Below are 21,675 nucleotides of genomic sequence, written 5' to 3' on the forward strand. Positions count from 1 at the left end.
TCACACGCCGGGATCGGTCGCGGGCCCGGCCGTGCCGCGCGGTGCCGCACTGAGGTGCTCGCCGATCTTCTTCACCAGCATGTTCATCTGGTAGGCCACCACGCCCACGTCGGCGCCGGGGCCCGTCAGGACCACCAGGTGGGCGCCGGGCCCGGCGGAGGTCAGGATCAGGTAGCTGTTGGCCATCTCGATCAGCGCTTGGCGCACCGGGCCGCCCCGGAAGTCCATGCTGACGCCCTTGCTGAGGCTCATCAGCCCCGACGCGGTCGCCGCGAGCCGTTCGGCGTCGTCGCGCAGAAATCCGGTGGACTTGCTCACCACCAGGCCGTCCTCGGAGAGCACCACGGCCTGGTTCACGTCGGCGACCCGCTCCACGAGTCCGGTCAGCAGCTGGTCGAGCTGGGTGTGCGTGGCGGGGATGGGGCCTGTCATTGCGGTGTCCTTCGTCAGCGGTCAGCGGTCAGCGGTCGGCGGGCGGAGTCGAGGGAGCGGGGCCGGGGGCGGCCTGCCGGGGTGGCGCGGCGGCCTCCCCGGCGGACGGCGGCTCGTCGCCGCCGTCCCGGGCGCGCAGGGTGCCGCGCTGGAAGCCGGCCAGGGAGGAGGCGGCCGCCTCGGCGGTGAAGTCGTCGGGTGAGCCGTCCCCGGGTGCGGGCGCGGCGTCCTCGCGCAGCTCCTCCACCAGACTGGTCTGGGGCACGCGGCGGGGCAGCGGTGCGAGGCCGTCGGTGCGGGGGACGACCGCGCGGGCGGCGGACGCGACGGACGGGGCCGTGCGGGCCGTGACGAGGGGCCGGGGCTCCCGCGTCCGTGCGGGACCGGCGGGGCGGTCGGCCTTCCGCGCCGCGGCGGGCCGCTCCCCGTCCGTCCCGCCGCCGGCCAGGGGGGTCTCGTCGTCCGCGGGGGCGTCGCCCGGGCCGTCGGCGCCGGGCCGGTCCGCCGGGTCCTGCGCACCGGCCGCGCTCCCGGCCCGCCCGGCCACGGGCGCGTCGTCGCCGGCCGCCTCGCGCACCACGATCTCGTGCGGTACCAGCACGATGCCCGTGGTCCCGCCGTACGGCGACGAGCGCAGGGTGACGGTGATGCCGTGCCGGTGGGCCAGCTGGGCGATGACGAACATGCCCAGGCGCAGGTCGTCGGCGAGCGCGACGACGTCGAACTGCGGGGGCGCCGCCAGCTGTTCGTTGAAGGAGGCGTAGTCCTCCTCCGACATGCCGAGACCGCGGTCCTCGACCTCCACGGCCAGGCCCTTGGCCACCATGGCGGCCCGGACCGTGACCGGGCTCGGGGCGGGGGAGTAGGCGGTCGCGTTGTCGATGAGCTCGGCCAGCAGGTGGATGACGTCGGCCACCGCGGGCGGCGCCACGCACACCTCCTCCTCGGTGTGCACCTCCACCCGCTGGTACTCGGCGACCTCGCCGATCGCGCTGCGCAGGATGTCGATCAGCGCCACCGGCTCGGTCCAGCTGCGGCCGGGCCGTTCACCGCTGACGATGACGAGGTTCTCCTCGTAGCGGCGCAACTGGCTGGCCGTGGAGTCCAGTTCGTACAGGCCCTGGAGGATCTCGGGGTCGGTGTGCCGGCGTTCCAGGGTGTCGAGCTTGCTCAGCTGCAGGTTGACCAGGTTCTGGCTCTGCCGGGCGATGCCCAGGATGACCTTCTGGAAGCCCCGCCGCGTGTCGGCCAGTTCGACCGCCGTGTGCACGGCCGTGCGCTGGGCGGTGTTGAACGCCTGCGCCACCTGGCCGAGTTCGTCGTTGCCGTAGTCCAGCGGAGGTGTCGCCGACTCGGCGTCCACCGTCTCGCCCCGCTCCAGCCGGGCGACCACGTCGGGCAGCCGCTCCTGCGCGAGGCTGACGGCGGCCCGGCGCAGGCCGCGCAGCCGCCGCGACAGCGAGCGGGTGATCCGCCAGGACATGCCGACGCACAGCAGCAGCGCGATCAGCCCGCCGGCGCTGAGCAGCGCGGCCTTGAGCAGCAGCGCGTCCGCCCGGTCGGCGCTGCGCTGGAGCAGGCCCGTCGTCTGCTGCTCGATGAGGGACGCGTACTGCTCGCGCAGCCGGTCCATGGCGGCGTCCCACCGCTGCCGCTCGTCGGGCAGGGCGATCCGGTCGCGCGCGGCGGAGGAGCCGCGGGCCGCCAGCACGCGGTCCTCGACCGACTCCAGGGCCCGCCACTGCGGCCCCGCCATGATCCGCTCCGTCTGCGCCTTGGCGCTGCCGGTCAGCTGCGGCAGCACCTGGTCCTGCACCAGCCAGCGGCGGGTGTGGACCAGCTCGGTGAACCGGGTCCACGCCTCGTCGTCCATGTGCCCGGACGGCCACGCCAGGGTCAGCTGCGCGTCCTCCCGCGACACCAGCTCCGCCGCGTGCTCCAGCCCCACCAGCGGCCCGGCCTGCGAGGTGAGGTCGCCGTCGTCCACCTGGGACAGCGCCTGGAAGGCGTGGATCTGGTCGTCGACGATCGAGGAGTACTGGTCCAGCGCCTGCTGGGGGGTGATGTCGCTGGGGTCGTCCACCTGGTCCCGGTAGTACTCGAGGCTGCCGACCGAGCCCAGCACCGAGTACAGCCGCTCCGAGATGCGGGCGGGCGCCTCACCGATGGCGTCCGCCTGCGCGACCAGCCGGCCCACCGCCTCGTCGGTCTCCTCGCGCTGTGCCTCCAGGGCGGCCCGGGAACCCTTCGGCGACGCCAGCCAGGCGGCCGACAGGCTGCGCTCCCGCTGCAGTGCCAGGGTCGCGTGGGTGCCCATGGCGCCGGTCGACCGGCTCAGCTCCGTCTGCTCGCGCAGCGTGAGCCCCTCCGAGAACATCTGGATGGTGGTCACGCCCCACATCGCGGCGAGGGTGACGCTCGGCACCAGGGCCAGGAGCACCAGGGAGATGCGTATGGAGCCGAGGTGGCGCCGGGCACCTGTCCGTCGAGACATCGTCGTCCTAGGGCGATCAGCGGGAGGCGGGGGAATGGTCGGGAAGGGCGGAGGGCGGAGGGTGGAGGGCGGGGCGCGGTGGTGTTCCGGGCACCGTGGGCGGGATGCGCAGGATGCTATCCGCCCGGGCGGGCGCACGGACCCCGCGCGAGCGGAACCCGGGCGCCACGGAGGCGTCCGGTCACCGGGTCCCGGCAGCGGCGAACCGTGCCACGGCCGACACGTTGGACTTCGTCACGAAGGCCGGGCCCGTGAGGACCGGAGCCGTGCCGCCGCCGCTGACGTTGCCGTTGGTGCGGTACAGCCACAGCGCGTCCACCGCGAGGTAGCCCTGCAGATACGGCTGCTGGTCGACGGCGAACTGCACCTCGCCGCTGCGGACGGCCTTGACGAGGTCCTTGTCGAGGTCGAAGGTGGCCACCTTCGCCCGGCTGCGCGCCTGCCGCGTGGCCTCGACCGCGCCCAGCGCGTACTGGGCGCCGTTGGTGACGACTTGGTCGATGCCGGGGTCCTGCCGCAGCCGGGCGGCGATCGCGGCGGTCACGGCGTCCCGGTCGGTGCCGTCCACGTACAGGTTGTCGGTCTCGCCGCCGAACGTCTTCTTCACACCGGCGCAGCGGGCCTCCAGCGCGACGTTGCCCCGCTCGTGCACGACGCACAGGGCGTGCTCGGCGTCGAGGCCGTCCAGCTTGTCGCCCACGGCCCGGCCCGCGACCGACTCGTCCTGGCCGAAGTACTCCAGGAGCCCCGCCGGACGCCAGGCGTCGATACCGGAGTTGAGCCCGACGACGGGGATGCCCGCGGCCTTCGCCTGCGCGACCGGGCCGCGCATCGCCGCGGGTTTGGCCAGGGTCACGGCGATGCCGTCGACCTTGTCGCGTACGGCGTCGCGCACCAGCCCGGCCTGGGCGGCCGGATCGGCGTCCCCGGCGTAGGTGAGGTCGATGCCGTCCTTGGCGGCCGCCGCCTCGGCGCCCTTGCGCACCAGGTCCCAGAAGGCGTCGCCCTCCCCGCCGTGGGTGACCAGGGCCACCCGCATCCCGCCCCCGGCTCCCGCCGGGTCCGTACCGTTCCCGTCGTCGCCCAGGGCCGAACAGGCCGACAGCAGCAGGCACACGACGGACGCCAGGGCCGCGGCCCGGGCGTGCCTGGCCGGGGTGTGCGGCGGGGGAGGAGTGTTCATGAGGGGCGGACCTCGCTGTGCGGCCGAGCAAGAGCAGGTGGAGAGTGCGCACGGGGGCAGCGGGGTGGACACCGGCCGGACGACTCTCGCTGGCCGGAGCCAACCCTGTGTGACCACTGGTCGTCAAGTGAGCAGCCACGAGCCGTGAGTTGATGCTGCCGCATCGTGATGATCCGTCCGACCGGCCGAACAGCCGCCCCGGCCCCGGGGCGAGCGCGGGCATGCCGCGGCCCCGGCCCGTCTCCCGGGCCGGGGTGGTGGGGCCGGTGTCACGCCGGGCAGACCGGTGCCCGGGGGCGGTCAGGCCCGCTGCGCCGGGATCGTCCCGGTCACGGCGGACTTCGCGGCCCTGGCCTCCTTCCGGCGCCTGCGGCGGCTGATCCGGGGTTCCTGGTCGGGGAGCCAGCCGAAGGTGAGGCAGCTGCCGACGACGCCCAGCAGCAGCCCCACGAAGAAGCCGCCCAGATTGGACGTCACCCAGCTGCCCAGCGAAACCAGCACGCCGACGACCGAGTAGAACAGCCGCTGGGCGGGGTTGGCGAGCACGAGCACGCCGCACAGCAGCATCACCACCGGCAGCAGGTAACCGGCCAGCCCCTGCATGCCGACGTGCAGGACGACGTCCAGCGAGGCCTTGAGGGTGAGCAGGATCTCGGCCCCGCCGAGGGCGAGCAGCAGCCCGCCCCAGAACGGGCGGCCGGCCCGCCACCGGCGGAAGGCGGGCCGGAGCCCGTCGCGCGGGGCGCCCGGCATCAGCAGCCCGACCCGCTGAAGCCCAGCTTCAGACCGGGCAGCTTGAACACCCCTGCCGTGGTGGCGTAGTTGGTCTGGCGCAGGTTGGCGATGTGCACGGTGTCGGACTGCTGGCTGAACACGCCCTTGGGGCCGCGGCCCTGCGGCCCCGCCTTGTCCAGGGTGCTGGCGTCGTTGCCGATCTCGATGTTGTTGAAGGCCGCGTCGCCCGACAGCTCCGTCGAGTCGGTCGTCAGATCGCTCGCGGTGACCTTCTGGGCGCCGCCGCCGGCCCTGATCACCAGGTTGGTGCCGCCGAGGTCGACGCTCTGGCACAGCTTGGTGAGCGTCGCGTTCTTGATCACGGACGTGATGACCAGGACCTGGCCGCCGGTGTCGCCCGCGTTCGGGCTGTCCTCGGCCATCTCGTCCAGGCCGCCGAACTGCGCGAAGCCGGTGCCGTTCAGTTCGGTCGCGGTGACGGTGAACGGCATGCCGGAGATGGCGAACTGCACACCCAGCGCACCCTGCGCGGTGAGGACGGCGAGGGTCGCGGCGGCCAGGGTGGCCGGCACCGCCATCACCGCGGCCCGGCGCGCCCGGACCCTTCCGCGCCGCGCGGGGGCGTCGCCCGGGGCGGCGGAGCCGTCCGGTCTCTCGGGGAGGTGCTCGGTGGAGGAGGTGGTCATGTCTGCTCCAGGTGCATGTCGATGCGGATCGGACGTCGTTGGCGCGCTGTCCTGGCGCGGACACCGACCGCGTGCGCACGTCTCCTCGCAACGTCCGGCCGTCGCAAGGGCTTTCCCGTTACGCCGCAGTAGCCGACCAGGAAGTTACCGGCGGTTACATGAAGGGTCAAGGGAGGTGTGGACAAGGAGTGAGAGGGATGTCCCGAAGGTGAGTCGGCCGCGCCCCGAAAGACTCACTTGGCGCACAACTCCCTTACACGGCCTTGACGTTGGTTCGAAGCCAGGTCTACAACTTCCCTCGTCCCACCGGATCCGTGGCGCCGGATCCGCCGCGCGGCGCCGTCCGCGCGTTCCGGACTCCGCTGCTACCGCACCGCAGCTCGTCGCCCGGCACGTCCGAACGGGCTTTCCACGCCCGCGTTCGCCTCGTACGGCACGGCCGTATCACCCGGGCCGTGGCACCGGACACCCCCTGCCCGGCCGGAGGGCCGACCCCCGTCCGCGCCCCCGGCGCCCCCGGCCGGCCGTCGCCGGCCCGTCACGTACGGAGAAGGCGTGACGGGCCGGCGACGGCGGACACCCCGGCCTCCCCGACCCCCCTTTCACCCCACGCCAGCGAAAGAGGTACACCCGCATGCGCACACGCACCCTGATCGCCCTCACCGCCGCCGTCGCCGCCCTGGGCCTGGCCGCCCCCGCCTCGGCCGCCGACACCCCGGTGCTGACCACCGCCGACGGCGCCGCCGTCGAGGTCGGCGCCGTCCTCGACGCGTCCCTGGCCGAGGGCACCGCCGCGACCTTCCGCTCCAGCGCGACCGGCACCAGCGGCATCTCGTGCACTTCGTCGGCGTTCTCCGCGACCGTCACCGACAACCCTGCCGCGCCCGGCACCGCCACCGAGGCGCTGAACTCGCACACCTTCGCCACCAGCGGCTGTTCGGCCAACGTCGTCGGCGTGCTCGGCGTCAGCGGCATCACCGTCGACAACCTGCCCTACACCGCGAGCGTGTCGTCCGACGGCACCCTCTCCGTGACGCCGGCGGCCGGATCCACCATCCAGTCCACCGTCAAACTGCGCACCCTGCTCGGCACCGTCACCTGCGTCTACCGGGCGCCCGCCCTGACCGGTACCGCGAGCAACGCCGACCACAGCATCGCCTTCACCAACCAGCAGTTCACCAAGGTGTCCGGCTCGTCGTTGTGCTTCGCCAACGCCTTCTTCACCGCGAAGTACGCCCCGGTGACCACGGGAGGCTCCGCGGTCACCGTCAACTGATCGCGCCTGCGACCGCGTTCAGCGCCGTCGCAGGCGCAGGGCGAGGGCGGCGCCGCCGGTGAGCACCAGCACCGCAGCGGCGCCGCCCGCGAGCGTGCGCGAGGACGGCCCCGAGCCGGGCGCGGAGGCGGCGGCCTGCGGGGTCCCTGCATCCTGCGGCCGTGAGCGCGGTGCCGCGGTGCCGCCGGCGGCCCTCTCGGCGGCGCTCCCGCCCGGCCCGGGCGTCCCGGTGGCCGGGGCGGTCGTCCCCTTGTCCCTCGCCTCGGGTGCCTTGACCCCCGCCTCGGGCTCCTCGCCCCCGCCGCTGCGCTCGTCGCCCTTGCGCGCCTTCGCCTGCCGCGCCGGGAACACCACGTCGGAGCAGGAGTAGTAGGTGTCCGGCGTGCTGCTGTTCTGCCACACCGTGTACAGCACGTGCCGTCCCACCCGGTCGGACGGCAGGGTCGCCGTGAAGCGGTAGGCGCCGTCCGTCAGCGTGGGGTCGGTCACCTGCGCGAAGTGTTTCTGCGGCAGGTCGGACCAGGTGAGCGGGCGCGCAGGGTCGAATCCGGGCCTCGTCAGGTACATCCGGAAGGTGCCGGCGTGCGGGATCGTCGACGCGTACCGCAGGGTGAGCCGCGCGCCGGGCGCCACCCGGGTCGACGGCCAGTCGGCGCGGGGAAGGTCCAGCCCCCGGTAGGCGGGCAGGCCGCCGCTGCACAGTTTCCCGTCCGGGACGACCGCGCGGTCCCGTCCGGCCACGTTCGCCACCCGCAGGTTGTCCCAGGCCGTGAACGGCCCGCCGTTCGCGGCGACCGCCGCCCGGCACGCCGGCGTGGCGGCCCGCGCACCGCCCTCGGGGGAGCAGGCCACCACCCGGCTCACCGGATCCGTCGGCGCACCGTGCGCCGCGGCCGGCACCGCCGTCCACAGCGGCAGCAGCAGCGGGGTGGTCAGGGCGGCGGCGAGCGCCGTGCGCTGGACGGTCGTAGCGAGCATGTCCGCTTCTCTCCTCGGCGGGCCGCAGGGTCGGTCATGCAGTACGGGAAACCGGGCCGCCGCGTTCACTTCGCCACGACCCGTTCGAATCGGGCCATTCCCGCTCGATCGCCTTTCACCGAGGGTCGGTTCGCGATCGGATCGAGGGTTTCCCCCGTATCCCGGTGACCTGCCCGTTGCCTATCGTTCGACCACAGCTGACCCACAGGTAACCCCGAACGGGTCCGCCCCCCACCCGCGCCTGGCCGGCCATCGCCTCGCTCTTCGCTTTTCGAACCACCCCCCCTCCGCTTCGAGGACGAAGCGACCCCACCGCCGCTCCGCCGCGCCGGAGTCCGGCCACGAAAGGCAACGACCGTGCGTACCTCCCCAGAGCTCAGACGGAAGCTGATATCCGTCGCCGCCGTCTCCGTCGCCCTGCTGACCGCCGCCCCCGCCTCGGTCGCCGTCGCCCAGGAGGCCGCCCCGCGCCCGGCCGCCGTCCCCGCGGCCCAGACGGAGGCCGCCCCGGGCACCACCGCCGAGCGCCTCATCGTCGGCTACAAGTCCGGCGCCGGTGAGGCGGCGTCCGACAAGGCGGCCGCGGCCGACGCCGCCGCCAAGGCCGAGAAGACCGGCGAGGACGTCGACTTCCGCCGCCGCCTCGGCACCGGTGCCGCCCTCGTCGACCTGGGCACCGCCCCCTCCACGTCGTCCGTCGCCGACGTCGTGGCCGCCTACCGGGCCGACCCGCAGGTCGCCTACGTGGTGCCGGACCGGCTGAACAAGCCGACGGCCGTCACCCCCAACGACACCGAGTACGGCAAGCAGTGGGACCTCTTCGAGTCCACCGCTGGCATGAACGTCCCCGGCGCCTGGGACACCACGACCGGCAGCGGCGTCACCGTCGCCGTCATCGACACCGGCTACGTCACGCACTCCGACCTGGCCGCGAACATCGTCGGCGGCTACGACTTCATCTCCGACACGGCCGTCTCCGTCGACGGCAACGGCCGCGACAGCAACCCGGCCGACCCGGGCGACTGGTACAACGCGGGCGAGTGCGGCGCCGGCGTCCCGGCCTCCACCTCCTCCTGGCACGGCACGCACGTGGCCGGCACCATCGCCGCCGCCACCAACAACTCCAAGGGCGTCGCCGGCATCGCGTACGGCGCGAAGATCTCCCCGTTGCGCGTCCTCGGCAAGTGCGGCGGCTACGACTCGGACATCATCGACGCCATCACCTGGGCGTCCGGCGGTTCGGTGTCCGGCGTCCCCGCCAACACCAACGTCGCCAAGGTCATCAACATGAGCCTCGGCGGGAGCGGCGCCTGCTCCAGCGCCACCCAGAGCGCCATCAACGGCGCGGTGAGCCGCGGCACCACGGTCGTCGTCGCCGCCGGCAACGAGAACACGAACGCCTCCACCGCCTCCCCCGCGAACTGCTCGGGCGTCATCACCGTCGCCGCGACCAACCGCGCGGGCAGCAGGGCCTCGTACTCCAACTACGGCTCGATCGTCGACATCTCCGCCCCCGGCGGCGAGACCCGGACGACCACCGCCAACGGCATTCTGTCCACGCTGAACTCGGGCACCAAGACGCCGTCGACCGAGAACTACGCCTACTACCAGGGCACCAGCATGGCCACCCCGCACATCGCGGGCCTCGTCGCGCTGATGAAGTCGGCCAACTCCGCCCTCACCCCGGCGCAGATTGAATCGGCCATCAAGGCCAACGCCCGTCCGCTGCCGGGCACCTGCTCCGGCGGCTGCGGCGCCGGCCTCGCGGACGCCGCGAAGACGGTCCAGGCCGTCAAGGGCGGCACGTCCACCGGCACCACCTACTCCAGCACCACCGCCGTCGCCATCCCGGACAACGGCGGCGCGATCGAGTCCCCGATCAGCGTCACCGGCCGCAGCGGCAACGCCCCCTCGGCCCTGCAGGTCGGCGTCGACATCACGCACACCTACCGCGGTGACCTCGTCATCGACCTGGTCGCCCCGGACGGCACGGCATACCGCCTGAAGTCCGCCGCGTCCGACTCCGCGGACAACGTGAACACCACCTACACGGTGAACGCCTCCAGCGAGGTCGCCAACGGCACCTGGAAGCTGCGCGTCCAGGACACCGCGGCGCAGGACACGGGCACGCTCAACGGCTGGAAGCTGACCTTCTGATCCCTATTGATCCCTTCTGAGTTCTTCTGAGTCCTTCTGGATTCTTCTGGGTTCTTCTGGGTCCTTTGAATTTTCCCTGACGGGAACTCACAACAGGCGGGGCCACGAGCGGGCGGGCCGGCCGGTGCGGATGGGGCACCGGCCGGCCCGCCTTCATGTCTGCCCGCGGACGCACCAGCTCCTAGGGCACCAGCTCCTAGGGCACCCGCTCCTCGGACACCCGCTCCTCGGAAACCGGATGCGCTGTTTCCTGTCGGCGGCCGGGCGTGCTATGCCGGAAGTGCCCCTGAAATCAAGCCCCCCTGCCCGATGAGTGCCGTCTGAGGGTGAGTTATCGTGTGCGGGGGGTAAAAACAAACGGCATGACCCGTTCATTTCCGTCCCGGGAGAGTTCAGCCGATGGCGAGGCAGTTGCGAGCCGAGCAGACCCGTTCGACGATCATCACGGCCGCCGCTGACCTGTTCGATCGCTGCGGCTACGAATCGACCTCCCTCAGCGACATCGTGGAGCACGCCCGCGTCACCAAGGGCGCCTTGTACTTCCACTTCGCGGCCAAGGAGGACCTCGCCCAGGCGATCCTCGAACGCCAGTCGCTCACCGCCCGGCATCTGGCGACGGAGACCGAGAACCGCGGCCACACGTCGCTGGAGGCGCTGATGCGCCTCACCTTCGGCATCACGCGCCAGTCGGTCGACGACCCCGTGCTGCGCGCCGGACTCCGGCTCGCCACCGGAGGGATCCGCCCCCGCCCGCCGCTGAGCCACCCGTTCACCGAGTGGCTGGACATCGTCACGGCCCGGCTCGTCGGCGCGGTCAAGGAGTCCGACGTCCACCCGGACATCGACATCGACGTCGTCGCCCACTCGCTGGTCTGCTTCTTCGTCGGCACGCGCGTGGTGGGACGCTCCCGGGAACCCGTCGCCCGCCAGCCCCGCCGCACGGCCGAGATGTGGACCATACTCATCCGCGGCCTGGTCCCGGTCACCCGCCGCGCCCGCTACCTGAGCCTCGCGGCCCGCCTGGAGCGGGAGATCGCGCCCGTGTGACCGGCCCGGCGCACACCTCGTGCGCGTTACGGTGAGCCCCATGCCCGACACCTCCCGCCCACCCGTGCTCCTCGGCGACCGGCCGGGCTCCTTCCCGCACAGCGTGCTGGCCGAGCGGCACCCCGCGATCATCCGGCAGGTCCGCGAGGCCTTCCCGTACGGACCGGCGCAGCACCGCGCGCTCGACGAGCTGCTCGCCGACTGCACCGAGGGCCGGATCGAAGCCCTCCCCGCCGACGCGCACGACCGCGCCCTCTGGGAGGACTGGGGACTGCGCGCGTACGCCGGCCGGTCGTGGTTCGAGGTGCCGTGGCTGTGGTCGGAGAGCTGGTTCTACCGCCGTCTGCTCCAGGCGGTCGGCTACTTCGGCCCCGGGCCCTGGCAGGGCATCGACCCCTTCCGGCCGTTCAAGCAGGCCGAACTCGACTCCGCCGAGACCGACGAGGAACTGTCCGCACTCGACGCACTCGACGCCCGCCCCGCCGACGAGCGGTGGCGCGCCCTGCTGCACGGCTCCCTCTGGGGCAACCGGGCCGACCTCGGCTTCCGCATGTCGGCGGAAGGCGCCCGGCAGACGGACGCCGTGCCCGGTCTCGTCGCCGACGACGGCGACCTGCTGCGGTCGCTGCTCGACGCCCACAGCGCCCCGGGCCCTCGCACCCTGTGCCTGGTCGCCGACAACGCCGGCCGCGAACTCGTCCCCGACCTGCTGCTCCTGGCCCACCTGCTGGCCACCGGCGGCATTGACCGGGCGGTCCTGCACGTCAAGCCGCACCCGTACTACGTCTCCGACGCCACCACCGCCGACGTGGTCGACGCCCTGCGCCGCCTGACCGGCGCCGGCGGAGCCGCCGCCCGGTACGGACGGCAGCTGTGGTCCGCCCGCGCCGACGGGCGACTCGTCCTGCGCGCCCACCCGTTCTCCTGCGCGCCGCTGCCCTACGAGGGGATGCCCGGCGACCTGCGCGCCGAATTCGCCTCCGCCACGCTGACGGTGTTCAAGGGCGACCTCAACTACCGCCGCCTGGTGGGCGACCGGCTCTGGCCCGCGACCACGCCCTTCACGGACGTCACCGCCTGGTTCCCCGGGCCGGTCGCCGCGCTGCGCACCCTGAAGTCCGACGTGATCACCGGCCTCGACGCGGACACCGAGGCCCGGCTGGACGCGACGGAGGGCGCACGCTGGCGCACCGGCGGCACCCACGCCCTGATCCAGGTGCGTGTCCCCGGCTAGCGAACCGCCCACCGGTCATCGGCCGTCGGCCACCGCCCACCGGCCGTCGGTCACCGCCCACCGGCTGCGACCTGGCGGGGGAACGCAGCCGTACCGGGCGGAAGTTGCCGGTTCGCTCCCGATTCACGCGATGGTGTGATCATGTCCGCGGCCGTGGATGCTGCCCGCGGACGGCGGGTAGCCCCCGGCCATGACGCAGCCGTTCGAGCTCCCGCACTTCTACATGCCGCACCCCGCGCGGCTCAACCCCCATCTCGACCAGGCCCGTGCCCATTCGACCGAGTGGGCGCGCGAGATGGGCATGCTGGAGGGATCCGGCGTCTGGGAGCAGGCCGACCTCGACGCGCACGACTACGGCCTGCTCTGCGCCTACACCCACCCCGACTGCGACGGACCGGCGCTGTCCCTCGTCACCGACTGGTACGTGTGGGTCTTCTTCTTCGACGACCACTTCCTGGAGAAGTACAAGCGCAGCCAGGACCGCGCCGCCGGCAAGGCCCACCTGGACCGGCTGCCCCTGTTCATGCCGATGGACCTGTCGGCGCCCGTGCCAGCACCGGAGAACCCGGTCGAGGCCGGTCTCGCCGACCTCTGGGCACGCACGGTGCCGGCGATGTCGGAGGACTGGCGCCGCCGCTTCGCCGTGGCCACCGAGCACCTGCTCAACGAGTCGATGTGGGAGCTGTCCAACATCAACGAGGGGCGCATCGCCAACCCCGTCGAGTACATCGAGATGCGCCGCAAGGTGGGCGGCGCCCCCTGGTCGGCGGGGCTCGTGGAGTACGCCACCGCCGAGGTGCCCGCCGCCGTCGCCGGGGCCAGGCCGCTGCGGGTGCTCATGGAGACGTTCTCCGACGCCGTGCACCTGCGCAACGACCTCTTCTCCTACCAGCGCGAGGTCGAGGAGGAGGGCGAGAACAGCAACGGCGTCCTCGTGCTGGAGACCTTCTTCGGATGCACCACGCAGGAGGCCGCCGACACGGTCAACGACGTCCTCACCTCCCGGCTGCACCAGTTCGAGCACACGGCGTTCACCGAAGTGCCCGCCCTGGCCCTGGAGAAGGGGCTGCGGCCCGACGAGGTCGCGGCCGTGGCGGCGTACACCAAGGGCTTGCAGGACTGGCAGTCCGGCGGCCACGAGTGGCACCTGCGCTCCAGCCGCTACATGAACGAGAACGCCGCGCGCGGCGGCAGCCCCTGGCCGGGCTGCACGGGCCCGGGCACCTCCGCCGCCGACGTGCGGGCCCTGCTCGCCTCGGCCGGAGCCCAGCGGATGCGGTCCTACACGCACGTGCCCTACCAGAAGGTCGGGCCGTCGCAGATCCCCGACATCCGGATGCCGTTCCCGCTGCAGCTCAGCCCTCACCTGGACAACTCCCGCGCGAGCCTGCACACCTGGGTGACCCGGATGGGCATTCTCTCCGAGGGCGTCTGGGACGAGGACAAGCTGCGCGCCTACGACCTGCCCCTGTGCGCCGCCGGACTCGACCCGGACGCCACGCAGGAGGCCCTCGACCTCAGCTCGCAGTGGCTCGCCTGGGGCACCTACGGCGACGACTACTACCCCCTCGTGTACGGTCACCGCCGCGATCTGGCCGCGGCCCGGATCACCACGGCCCGGCTGTCCGACTGCATGCCGGTCGACGGCAGCACGCCACCGGCCCCCGTCAACGCCATGGAGCGCAGCCTGATCGACCTGTGGCTGCGCACCACGGCCACGATGACGCCCGACCAGCGGCGCACGCTCAAGAACGCGATCGACTCGATGACCGAGAGCTGGGTGTGGGAGCTGTCGAACCAGCTCCAGAACCGCGTCCCCGACCCGGTCGACTACCTCGAGATGCGCCGGTCGACCTTCGGCTCCGACCTGACGCTGAGCCTGTGCCGGATGGGCCACGGCCCGGCGGTCCCTCCCGAGGTGTACCGCAGTGGGCCGGTCCGCTCCCTGGAGAACGCCGCGATGGACTTCGCGTGCCTGCTCAACGACGTCTTCTCGTACCAGAAGGAGATCGAGTTCGAGGGCGAGATCCACAACGCGATCCTCGTCGTGCAGTCGTTCTTCGGCTGCGACTACCCGACGGGGCTCGGCATCGTGCACGATCTGATGAGCCAGCGCATGCGCCAGTTCGAGCACGTGGTCGAGCACGAACTGCCCGTGCTGTACGACGACTTCCGGCTGTCGGACGAGGCGCGAGCGGCTATGGGGACGTACGTGGCGGACCTGCGCAACTGGATGTCCGGGATCCTCAACTGGCATCAGAACGTCGACCGTTACCGGGACGCCTGGCTGTCCCGGCGCGCCCACGGCTTCCTGCCCGACCGGCTGCCGGCCGTGCCCGTACCGTCCTTCCACTGAGCGGCCCGGCCCGCCCGGTCGGGCCTCGCCGTCCTGTCGGCTCGCACCGCACCCGCCCATGGGTGCGGTGCGAGCCGCGTCCGCTCTCCGCCCCCTCCCTGTCCCGCGCAGGGGCCGCTCAGTCTCACTCGTTCGTGGCTCGTCGGCCGCAGAACCGTTGGGTAGAGCATCTGCCGTGATCGTCCCGCGTCCGCCGGAGGCGATCGGCACCACCCGGAGGCGAGCCATGGAACAGACCGCGCTGCGACCCAAGCCCATGCCGGGCCAGGACCCCGGCGGGGCGCCACCGCGGAAGGGAAGCGACCCCTCCCGGCCCCGTCCGCACGCCGCCCGGCGGCGCGGTCGGCGGCTGCTGAACGTGCTGTTCGGCGGCTTCGCCGGTGCGGTCCTGGTGCTGTCCGGCGTCGGGCTCGGGGCGATGGGCTCCACGGTGGCCGCCCACGGCGCCTTCCTCGGCCAGCGCGGGCCGCACGCACCGGTTACTCCGGCCTCCCCGGCCCCCTCACCGTCGCCCGCGGTCCCGTCGCCCGTGGCGGCGACCCTCGGCGTGCAGGTCATGGACGCCCGCGGGCCGGGGGCCGTGGTGGTCGGGCTCCACGTCCCCGGTCCGGCGCAGCGGGCCGGGCTGGTCCGGGGCGACGTGCTGCTGACCCTCGGCCGGACCCGGATCGACACGGCGGCCGACCTGGTACGGGCCGTCGCGCGGGCGCGCCCCGGCCGCGAGGTGAAAGTGACCGTGCGGCACCGCAGCGGCGGTTACGAGCAGCTCACGGCCGTACCGGCGGTCGCCGCGTGAGCGTGATCCGCGGCGGGGCACTGACGTGGGCTTCTTCGCCTGCCCGGGGTGACCGACGGTGGGAGGGGCGCCCCGGGTTACCCCTTGGCCCGGTCGTCGACCGGCGGCAGGGCAGCGCCTCGTGTCCCCCCCCGTGCGGGACGATCCGCCACCCGCCACCCGCCACCCGCCACCAGCCACCGCCCCTTCGCCCACCGGGCACCGCCGCACCCGAGGGCCCCGCGATCGCGTGCGGGCAGGGGAGTCGCGCGGCCGGGGCCGGGTGAAAGCCCGCAGACGGCTCGCGCGGCCTTCCTCCGCCGGGCAGGATGCTGCCCGTAGCCCTTCGTCCGTCCTGGGAGGCCCCGATGACCGGAAGCACGGCCGCGTCCTTCACCGCCGACGACTACCGCGCCCGCATGGAGCGTGCAGCGCGGTCGGCCGCCGAGGCCGGACTCGCCGGTCTCCTGGTCGCCCCCGGGCCGGACCTGACGTGGCTGACCGGATACACGCCGCCCGCCGTCACCGAACGCCTCACCCTGCTGGTCCTCGCCGGGGACCGGGACCCCGTCCTCGTCGTTCCCGCCCTGGAGGCCCCGGACGCGCGCAAGGCAGCCGGCGCGTCCGCCCTGGACCTGCGCGACTGGACCGACGGCAAGGACCCCTACGCCGCCACCGCCGCGCTGCTCACCCCGGCGGGCCGGTTCGGCGTCAGCGACAACGCCTGGGCACTGCACCTGCTGGCCCTCCAGCGGGCGGTGCCCGGGAGCGCCTACGTCTCGCTCACCGAGGCCCTGCCGATGCTGCGGGCCGTCAAGGACACGGCCGAGCTGGAGCTCATGGCGGCCGCGGGAGCCGCCGCCGACGCCACCTACGAGGAGATCCGCACCGTCCCCTTCGCCGGGCGCCGCGAGGCGGAGGTGGCCGCGGACCTCGACCGGCTGCTGCGCCGGCACGGCCACGAGCAGGTGGACTTCACCATCGTCGCCTCGGGCCCGAACGGCGCGAACCCGCACCACGAGGCCGGCGACCGGGTGATCGAACGCGGCGACACGGTCGTGCTCGACTTCGGCGGCCTGCGCCACGGCTACGGCTCCGACACCTCCCGCACGGTGCACGTGGGCGAACCCACCGACGAGGAGCGCCGCGTCCACGACGTCGTGCGCGCGGCCCAGGAAGCCGGCTTCCGGGCGGTGCGGCCGGGCGCCGCCTGCCAGGACGTGGACCGGGCGGCCCGGGCGGTCATCGCGGACGCGGGGTACGGCGAGTACTTCATCCACCGCACCGGACACGGCATCGGCGTCACCACCCACGAGCCGCCGTACATGATCGAGGGCGAGGAGCAGCCCCTGGTGCCGGGCATGTGCTTCTCCGTGGAACCCGGCATCTACCTGCCCGGCCGGTTCGGCGTGCGCATCGAGGACATCGTGACCGTCACCGAGGACGGCGGGCGGCGCCTGAACACCACCACCCGCGAGCTGGTCATAGTGGAGTGACGCCCCCGATGTCCCCACGAAGCCTCCCGAACGGCAACGGCGCGACCATGACCCAGACACCCACCCCCTCCGCGGACACCGTCCGCCGGCTGGTCCGCTCCCTGCTCGCGGACGGCGGGGGCGGCAAGGACGGCGCGCGCGGCAAGGACGGCGCTCGCGGCACGGAGGGCCGGGGTGGTGCGGCGACCGCACGGGGCGCCGACCCCGAGGTCCGACCCGCCGGCCCCGACGTACGGCCCGCCGGCGAGGGTGCGTCGGCGGCCACCTGGTGGGTCGGCTCCCGCCATGTGCTGCGCCTGGCGCCCGACCGCGAGGCCACCCTCCGCCAGCGCCGCGAACTACGGCTGCGTGACCTGGTCCGCCCGCACCTGCCGATGACCGTGCCGGTCAGCGTGGCGACCGGGGAATGGGCGCCGGGGCTGAGCTACACCCTCGACACCAAGGTGCCCGGCGGCTCCGGCGAGCGGCACGACGTGTCCGCCGTCGGCGAGGCGGACCTAGCGGCGCTGCTCACCGGCCTGCGCGAGGTGCCCGTCCGGCAGGCCGAGACCCTGGGGGTGCCGCGCGCCGCGCCGCGCTCCCTGGAGGCTCTGCGGCGGGCGACGGCCCGGGCCGCGCAGCGCCTCGCCGAGGCCGACGAGTTCGACGCCGCCGGGCTCGACCGGCTCACGGCGCCCGCCGCGGCCCAGCTCGCCGCCCAGCCCGGCTCGGCCGTCCTCACGCACCACGCCCTCACCGCGGCTCACCTGGTGGTGAGCGCCGACGGGCGGGTGCGCGGCGTGCTCGGCTGGGGCGGCGCGGTCGTCGGGGACCCGGCGGAGGACATCGCCGGTCTCGCCACCGCCGTCGGCTCACCTGCCGCCGTACGCGCCGCCACCCTCGCCGGCTACGGCGCCCGCCCCTGCCTGCGGGGCCTGTGGCTCGCCCGCTGCGACACCGTCGTCCACCTCGCCGAGGCCCTCACTGGCCAAGCCCTCACTGGCAAAGCCCTCACCACCGAGGCTCTCCCCGCCGAGGACACCACCGCACTGCGCACCCGCCTGCGCCACGCCTGGGAACCGATCCTGCTGGAGCGGGTGACGGACCTGACGGCCCCTGAGGACGTCCCGTAAAGCCCCTCGCCGTACGGCGACTTTCAGCCTGATACGGCCGGATCCCAAACCCAACTGCCGTCGCGTCGACAGGCGTTCAGGCTGCCCGGTTCAGCCGCATTTCTCCTCCTCCATGATCGAAAAGGGAGGGGCCGATTCCTGCCCGCATGACAGGTGAATTGCCGGGAACAGCCCGGAAGTTTGTGCGAGTCCTGTGGCAACTTGTGTGCGCCCGGTGGCCACGGGGGCCGCCGGGATTCGTCTTCCTGTGGGGGGAAGTCCATGCATGAGCGTGCCTTCGGCATGCCGTTCCGGCGTGCCCGCAAGAGATCAGCAACGGGTGTCTCCCTGGCGGCGATCGCCTCGATCGCCCTGGCCGTCTCCGTGCTGCCCGGCGCGGGTGTGGCGGCGGCCGACGACAAGCCGGTGTCGGCCTGGGGCAAGGACAGCCCGGACTTCGAGATGCCGCCGGTGAAGGTCGGCGCGAACCGGCCGGTGGCGTCCGAGCGGTCCGAGAACCCGGCCAACGAGGCGTTGCTGCCCTGGCAGCGCGAGCAGCGCGAGCGCGTCAAGGGGCCCGCGGGCAAGGCGGGCGGCGGTAAGCAGGCGCCGTCCCGGTCCGCGGCCGCCGGCACTTCCGCGCTGAGCGTCGTCCCCGAGGGCCAGGGCAATGTGCCCTGGCACCGCTCCACCAGTTTCGCGATCACGGACGCGCTCACCGCGAAGATCGACTACTCGACCGGCAACCTGATGCTGACGGCGACGGACTTCGACATCGCCGGCGTCGGCCAGCGCCTGCAACTGGCGCGGACCTACAACTCTCTCGACGCCCCTTGGGGGCGGGTCTCGCAGCGCTGGTGGCAGCAGTACGAGCGCTACCTGTCCATCGGCTCCTCGGAAGTGATCTTCTACGACGCCTCCGGTGCGACGGTCCGCTTCACCAAGAACAGCGACGGCTCCTTCACCACGCCCAAGGGCTACTCGCAGGACCTGAAGAAGAACACGGACGGCACCTACACGCTGACCAAGTGGAAGTCGGGTGCCAAGGAGACCTACAACCAGTACGGGACCCTGACGAAGATCACCGACCGCAACAAGGGCACGATCACCGTCACCCAGCACGACGAGAACGGTGAGAACAAGGGCTTCAAGCTCACCGAGACCCGCTCGGGCCGGTTCATCGACCTGGTGAAGACCTACCCCTCGCAGTGGCAGGCCAAGGACAACACCGGCCGCACGGCCGTCTACAACCTCGACGCCGACGGCAACCTGGCCACCACCACCGACACCGAGGGCAAGACGGTCACCTTCCGCCACGACTCCTCCGGCCGCATCGACAAGATCACCACCGCCGAGGGCCGCGTCACCGTCTTCACCTACGACGACACCAACCGCGTCACCTCCATGCTGCGCGGCACCAGCTTCAACAGTGACGGCCACACCGGCCCGACCTGGACCTACAGCTACAGCGCCGCCTCCCCGACGGCCGCAGGGACGACCACGGCCAAGGACCCGGAGCTGCACGCCACCAAGTACGTCCACGACGGTGACGGCCGGGTCACCGAGGTGTTCGACGCGCTGGAGCGCAAGCGGTCGACGAAGTTCGACGCCAACAACAACATCGACACCAGCACGGACGCGATGGGCTCGGGCACCACCCCGGGCAACGTCACCGACTACGGCTTCAACACCCGCAACAACCTCGAAACCGTCACCCTGCCCACCGGCGGCAGGACGGTCAACAGCTGGCAGACCATCGCCGGCGGCGACGTGCCCAAGGACTCCACCAACGCCGACGGCGAGAAGACCAGCTTCACCTACGACACGGTCGGCAACACCACCTCGGTGGCGCAGACCGGCACCGGCGGCGGCAACGTCTCCTTCGAGTACAACCCCGCCACACCCACCTGCGGCGGCTTCGAGGGCCAGCGCTGCAAGGCGAAGACGAAGATGACCTCCACCAAGACGGTCACCACCGACTTCCAGTACGACACCAAGGGCAACCTGAAGTCGGTCAAGGCCCCCGCGCCGCTGGGGGAGACGACGTTCACCTACGACGCGCTGGGCCGCACCGAGACGGTCACCGACGCACGCGGCATCAAGAAGGTGTTCGTCTACGACGAGCTGGACCGCGTCACGACGGTGTCCACCACCAACGACACCGTGCGCTACTGGTACGACGGCGACGGCAACCTCGTGCAGCGCTCGGACAGCACGGGGACGGTGAAGTACGAGTTCGACCCGCTGCAGCGCGAAACGGTCCGCCACCTGCAGGACGGCTCCCAGACCCTGCTCGCCTACACCCCGGCGGGCAACGTGGACTACTACCGGGACCCGGCCGGCACGACCGACTACACCTGGAACGACGTCAACAAGCTCACCGAGCTGAAGGACCCGCAGGGTCGTGTGACGACGTACAAGTACAACAACAACGACGTCCGCACCACGACCACCTACCCCGGCGGCACGGTGCACAAGGTCGACGTCGACAACTCCAGCCGCCCCAAGACCATCAAGGCGACCTCCCCGCAAGGCACCCTGGTCGACCTCGCGTACACCTACGGCTACGGCACGAACGCCGGCACCGACGGCTCCAAGATCCGCACCTCGACGGACAACGTCCGCGGCACCAAGCGCACGTACTCCTACGACGGCGCGGGCCGCTTCTCCTACGCCAAGGAGGAGAAGTCCGGGGCGGTGACGGACTCCTGGCAGTACTGCTACGACCTGGCCGGCAACCTCACTTCGCAGGGAGCCGACCAGGGCTGCCCGCGCGGCACGACCTACACCTACAACGACGCCCAGCAGCTCACGGCCAAGTCCACCACTAGCGGCCCCTGGTCCTACGACGCGATCGGCAACGAGACCGCCGGCGCCTCCACCGACGAGTACGCCCGCACGGGGGAGTCGTACACGGACCACTCGCAGCTGAAGTCGATCACCGTGGGTGGGAAGGCCTACGCCGGTCAGTACGGCTCGACCGACCAGAGCGAGCGCATCAAGCTCGGCGACACCTACTTCCACAACGGCCCGCTGGGTCTGTCCGCGAAGACAACTGCCGGTGCGGACATGGGCTTCAACCGCGAACCCGGGGGCACGCTGAACTCCATGACGACCGCGGGGAAGACGTACTACTACCTCACGGACGCCATCGGCAGCGTGGTCGCCCTGGCGGACAGTGACGGCAACAAGGTCAACACCTACGCCTACAGCCCCCGCGGCGTGCGCATCCTGTCCCAGTCGTCCGAACCGGTCGCCCAGCCCTACCGCTTCGCGGGCGGCTACCAGGACCCCACGGGCCTGTACCACTTCCAGGCCCGCTACTACGACGCCAACATAGGCCGCTTCACCCAGCCCGACCCCTCCGGCCAGGAGAAGAACCCCTACCTCTACGCCGAGGGCGACCCGGTTAACCGGATCGATCCCACTGGTCTGATCAGCGGCTCCCTTAGCGGAGAGGCATGCTTCGTCATCTGTGTCGGGATCGGCGGCAAGACCGACGGTGAGACAGCCAAGCCCACCGCTTCCTTCGGATTCGGGAGCCCTGGCGTCAGCGGCGAACTCTCCGCGGACACCGGTGACATGGACAGCGGCTGGTCAGGCGAGGCGTCCTGTGGCCTTGGGCCCGGAAACGTCAAGTTGTCGGGGGACGCGAACGGCGCCGACATCGGCTACGGAACCGGGGCAAGCTCGGGCAAGTGCTCGGTGCGAGGGCAGTACACCTTCTAGAGGCGA

The 21,675-nt window shown here is 72.5% G+C and carries 15 protein-coding genes; 9 read left to right on the forward strand and 6 right to left on the reverse strand.

Annotated features, from left to right (window positions below; all coding sequences use genetic code 11):
• From ACZ4M5_RS00265 to ACZ4M5_RS00285, 5 genes are all read right to left on the reverse strand, one after another.
• The gene (locus ACZ4M5_RS00265; protein WP_467731456.1) at positions 1-432 is read right to left on the reverse strand and encodes a roadblock/LC7 domain-containing protein; all 432 of its coding nucleotides are present in this window, start codon (positions 430-432) and stop codon (positions 1-3) included.
• Positions 433-460: 28 nt separating this feature from the next.
• Entirely contained in the window at positions 461-2,926 is a 2,466-nt protein-coding gene (locus ACZ4M5_RS00270) for a sensor histidine kinase (protein ID WP_467731458.1), read from the reverse strand.
• Between the two features lie 181 nt (positions 2,927-3,107).
• Positions 3,108-4,109 (reverse strand): substrate-binding domain-containing protein, encoded by a 1,002-nt coding sequence (locus tag ACZ4M5_RS00275; protein WP_467731460.1) that lies wholly within the window; start codon positions 4,107-4,109, stop codon positions 3,108-3,110.
• Positions 4,110-4,409: 300 nt separating this feature from the next.
• Positions 4,410-4,862 (reverse strand): DUF6114 domain-containing protein, encoded by a 453-nt coding sequence (locus tag ACZ4M5_RS00280; RefSeq protein ID WP_467731462.1) that lies wholly within the window; start codon positions 4,860-4,862, stop codon positions 4,410-4,412.
• Entirely contained in the window at positions 4,862-5,530 is a 669-nt protein-coding gene (locus tag ACZ4M5_RS00285) for a DUF6230 family protein (RefSeq protein WP_398109686.1), read from the reverse strand. Before ACZ4M5_RS00285 ends, ACZ4M5_RS00280 begins: the two co-directional genes overlap by 1 nt.
• A gap of 634 nt (positions 5,531-6,164) precedes the next feature.
• On the opposite strand from ACZ4M5_RS00285, the gene ACZ4M5_RS00290 reads away from it, so the two are divergent.
• Complete coding sequence (locus ACZ4M5_RS00290) at positions 6,165-6,806, forward strand: Tat pathway signal sequence domain protein (RefSeq protein ID WP_467731465.1); 642 nt, start codon at positions 6,165-6,167, stop codon at positions 6,804-6,806.
• Between the two features lie 18 nt (positions 6,807-6,824).
• Here the strand turns inward: ACZ4M5_RS00290 and ACZ4M5_RS00295 are convergent, their stop codons facing one another.
• Positions 6,825-7,784 carry a lytic polysaccharide monooxygenase gene (locus ACZ4M5_RS00295; RefSeq protein WP_467731467.1) on the reverse strand — a complete coding sequence of 320 codons (960 nt, stop codon included), beginning with the start codon at positions 7,782-7,784 and terminating at the stop codon, positions 6,825-6,827.
• Positions 7,785-8,141: 357 nt separating this feature from the next.
• Here ACZ4M5_RS00295 and ACZ4M5_RS00300 point away from each other — a divergent pair, with 357 nt between their 5' ends.
• From ACZ4M5_RS00300 to ACZ4M5_RS00335, 8 genes are all read left to right on the forward strand, one after another.
• The gene (locus tag ACZ4M5_RS00300; protein ID WP_467731469.1) at positions 8,142-9,941 is read left to right on the forward strand and encodes a S8 family peptidase; all 1,800 of its coding nucleotides are present in this window, start codon (positions 8,142-8,144) and stop codon (positions 9,939-9,941) included.
• Between the two features lie 399 nt (positions 9,942-10,340).
• Entirely contained in the window at positions 10,341-10,988 is a 648-nt protein-coding gene (locus tag ACZ4M5_RS00305; RefSeq protein ID WP_467731471.1) for a ScbR family autoregulator-binding transcription factor, read from the forward strand.
• A gap of 40 nt (positions 10,989-11,028) precedes the next feature.
• Positions 11,029-12,222 carry a damage-control phosphatase ARMT1 family protein gene (locus ACZ4M5_RS00310; RefSeq protein WP_467731473.1) on the forward strand — a complete coding sequence of 398 codons (1,194 nt, stop codon included), beginning with the start codon at positions 11,029-11,031 and terminating at the stop codon, positions 12,220-12,222.
• A gap of 190 nt (positions 12,223-12,412) precedes the next feature.
• On the forward strand, positions 12,413-14,578 hold the full coding sequence (cyc2, locus tag ACZ4M5_RS00315) for a germacradienol/geosmin synthase Cyc2 (RefSeq protein WP_467731475.1): 2,166 nt from the start codon (positions 12,413-12,415) through the stop codon (positions 14,576-14,578).
• Between the two features lie 226 nt (positions 14,579-14,804).
• A complete protein-coding gene (locus ACZ4M5_RS00320) occupies positions 14,805-15,374 on the forward strand; it encodes a PDZ domain-containing protein (RefSeq protein WP_467731477.1) in 570 nt (189 codons plus the stop codon).
• A gap of 347 nt (positions 15,375-15,721) precedes the next feature.
• A complete protein-coding gene (locus tag ACZ4M5_RS00325; protein WP_467731479.1) occupies positions 15,722-16,849 on the forward strand; it encodes an aminopeptidase P family protein in 1,128 nt (375 codons plus the stop codon).
• Positions 16,850-16,896: 47 nt separating this feature from the next.
• Positions 16,897-17,961 (forward strand): aminoglycoside phosphotransferase family protein, encoded by a 1,065-nt coding sequence (locus ACZ4M5_RS00330; RefSeq protein WP_467732808.1) that lies wholly within the window; start codon positions 16,897-16,899, stop codon positions 17,959-17,961.
• A gap of 261 nt (positions 17,962-18,222) precedes the next feature.
• On the forward strand, positions 18,223-21,669 hold the full coding sequence (locus ACZ4M5_RS00335) for an RHS repeat-associated core domain-containing protein (RefSeq protein ID WP_467731481.1): 3,447 nt from the start codon (positions 18,223-18,225) through the stop codon (positions 21,667-21,669).
• Positions 21,670-21,675 lie beyond the last annotated feature (6 nt).

The sequence above is a fragment of the Streptomyces sp. NPDC026246 genome, assembly GCF_055567995.1.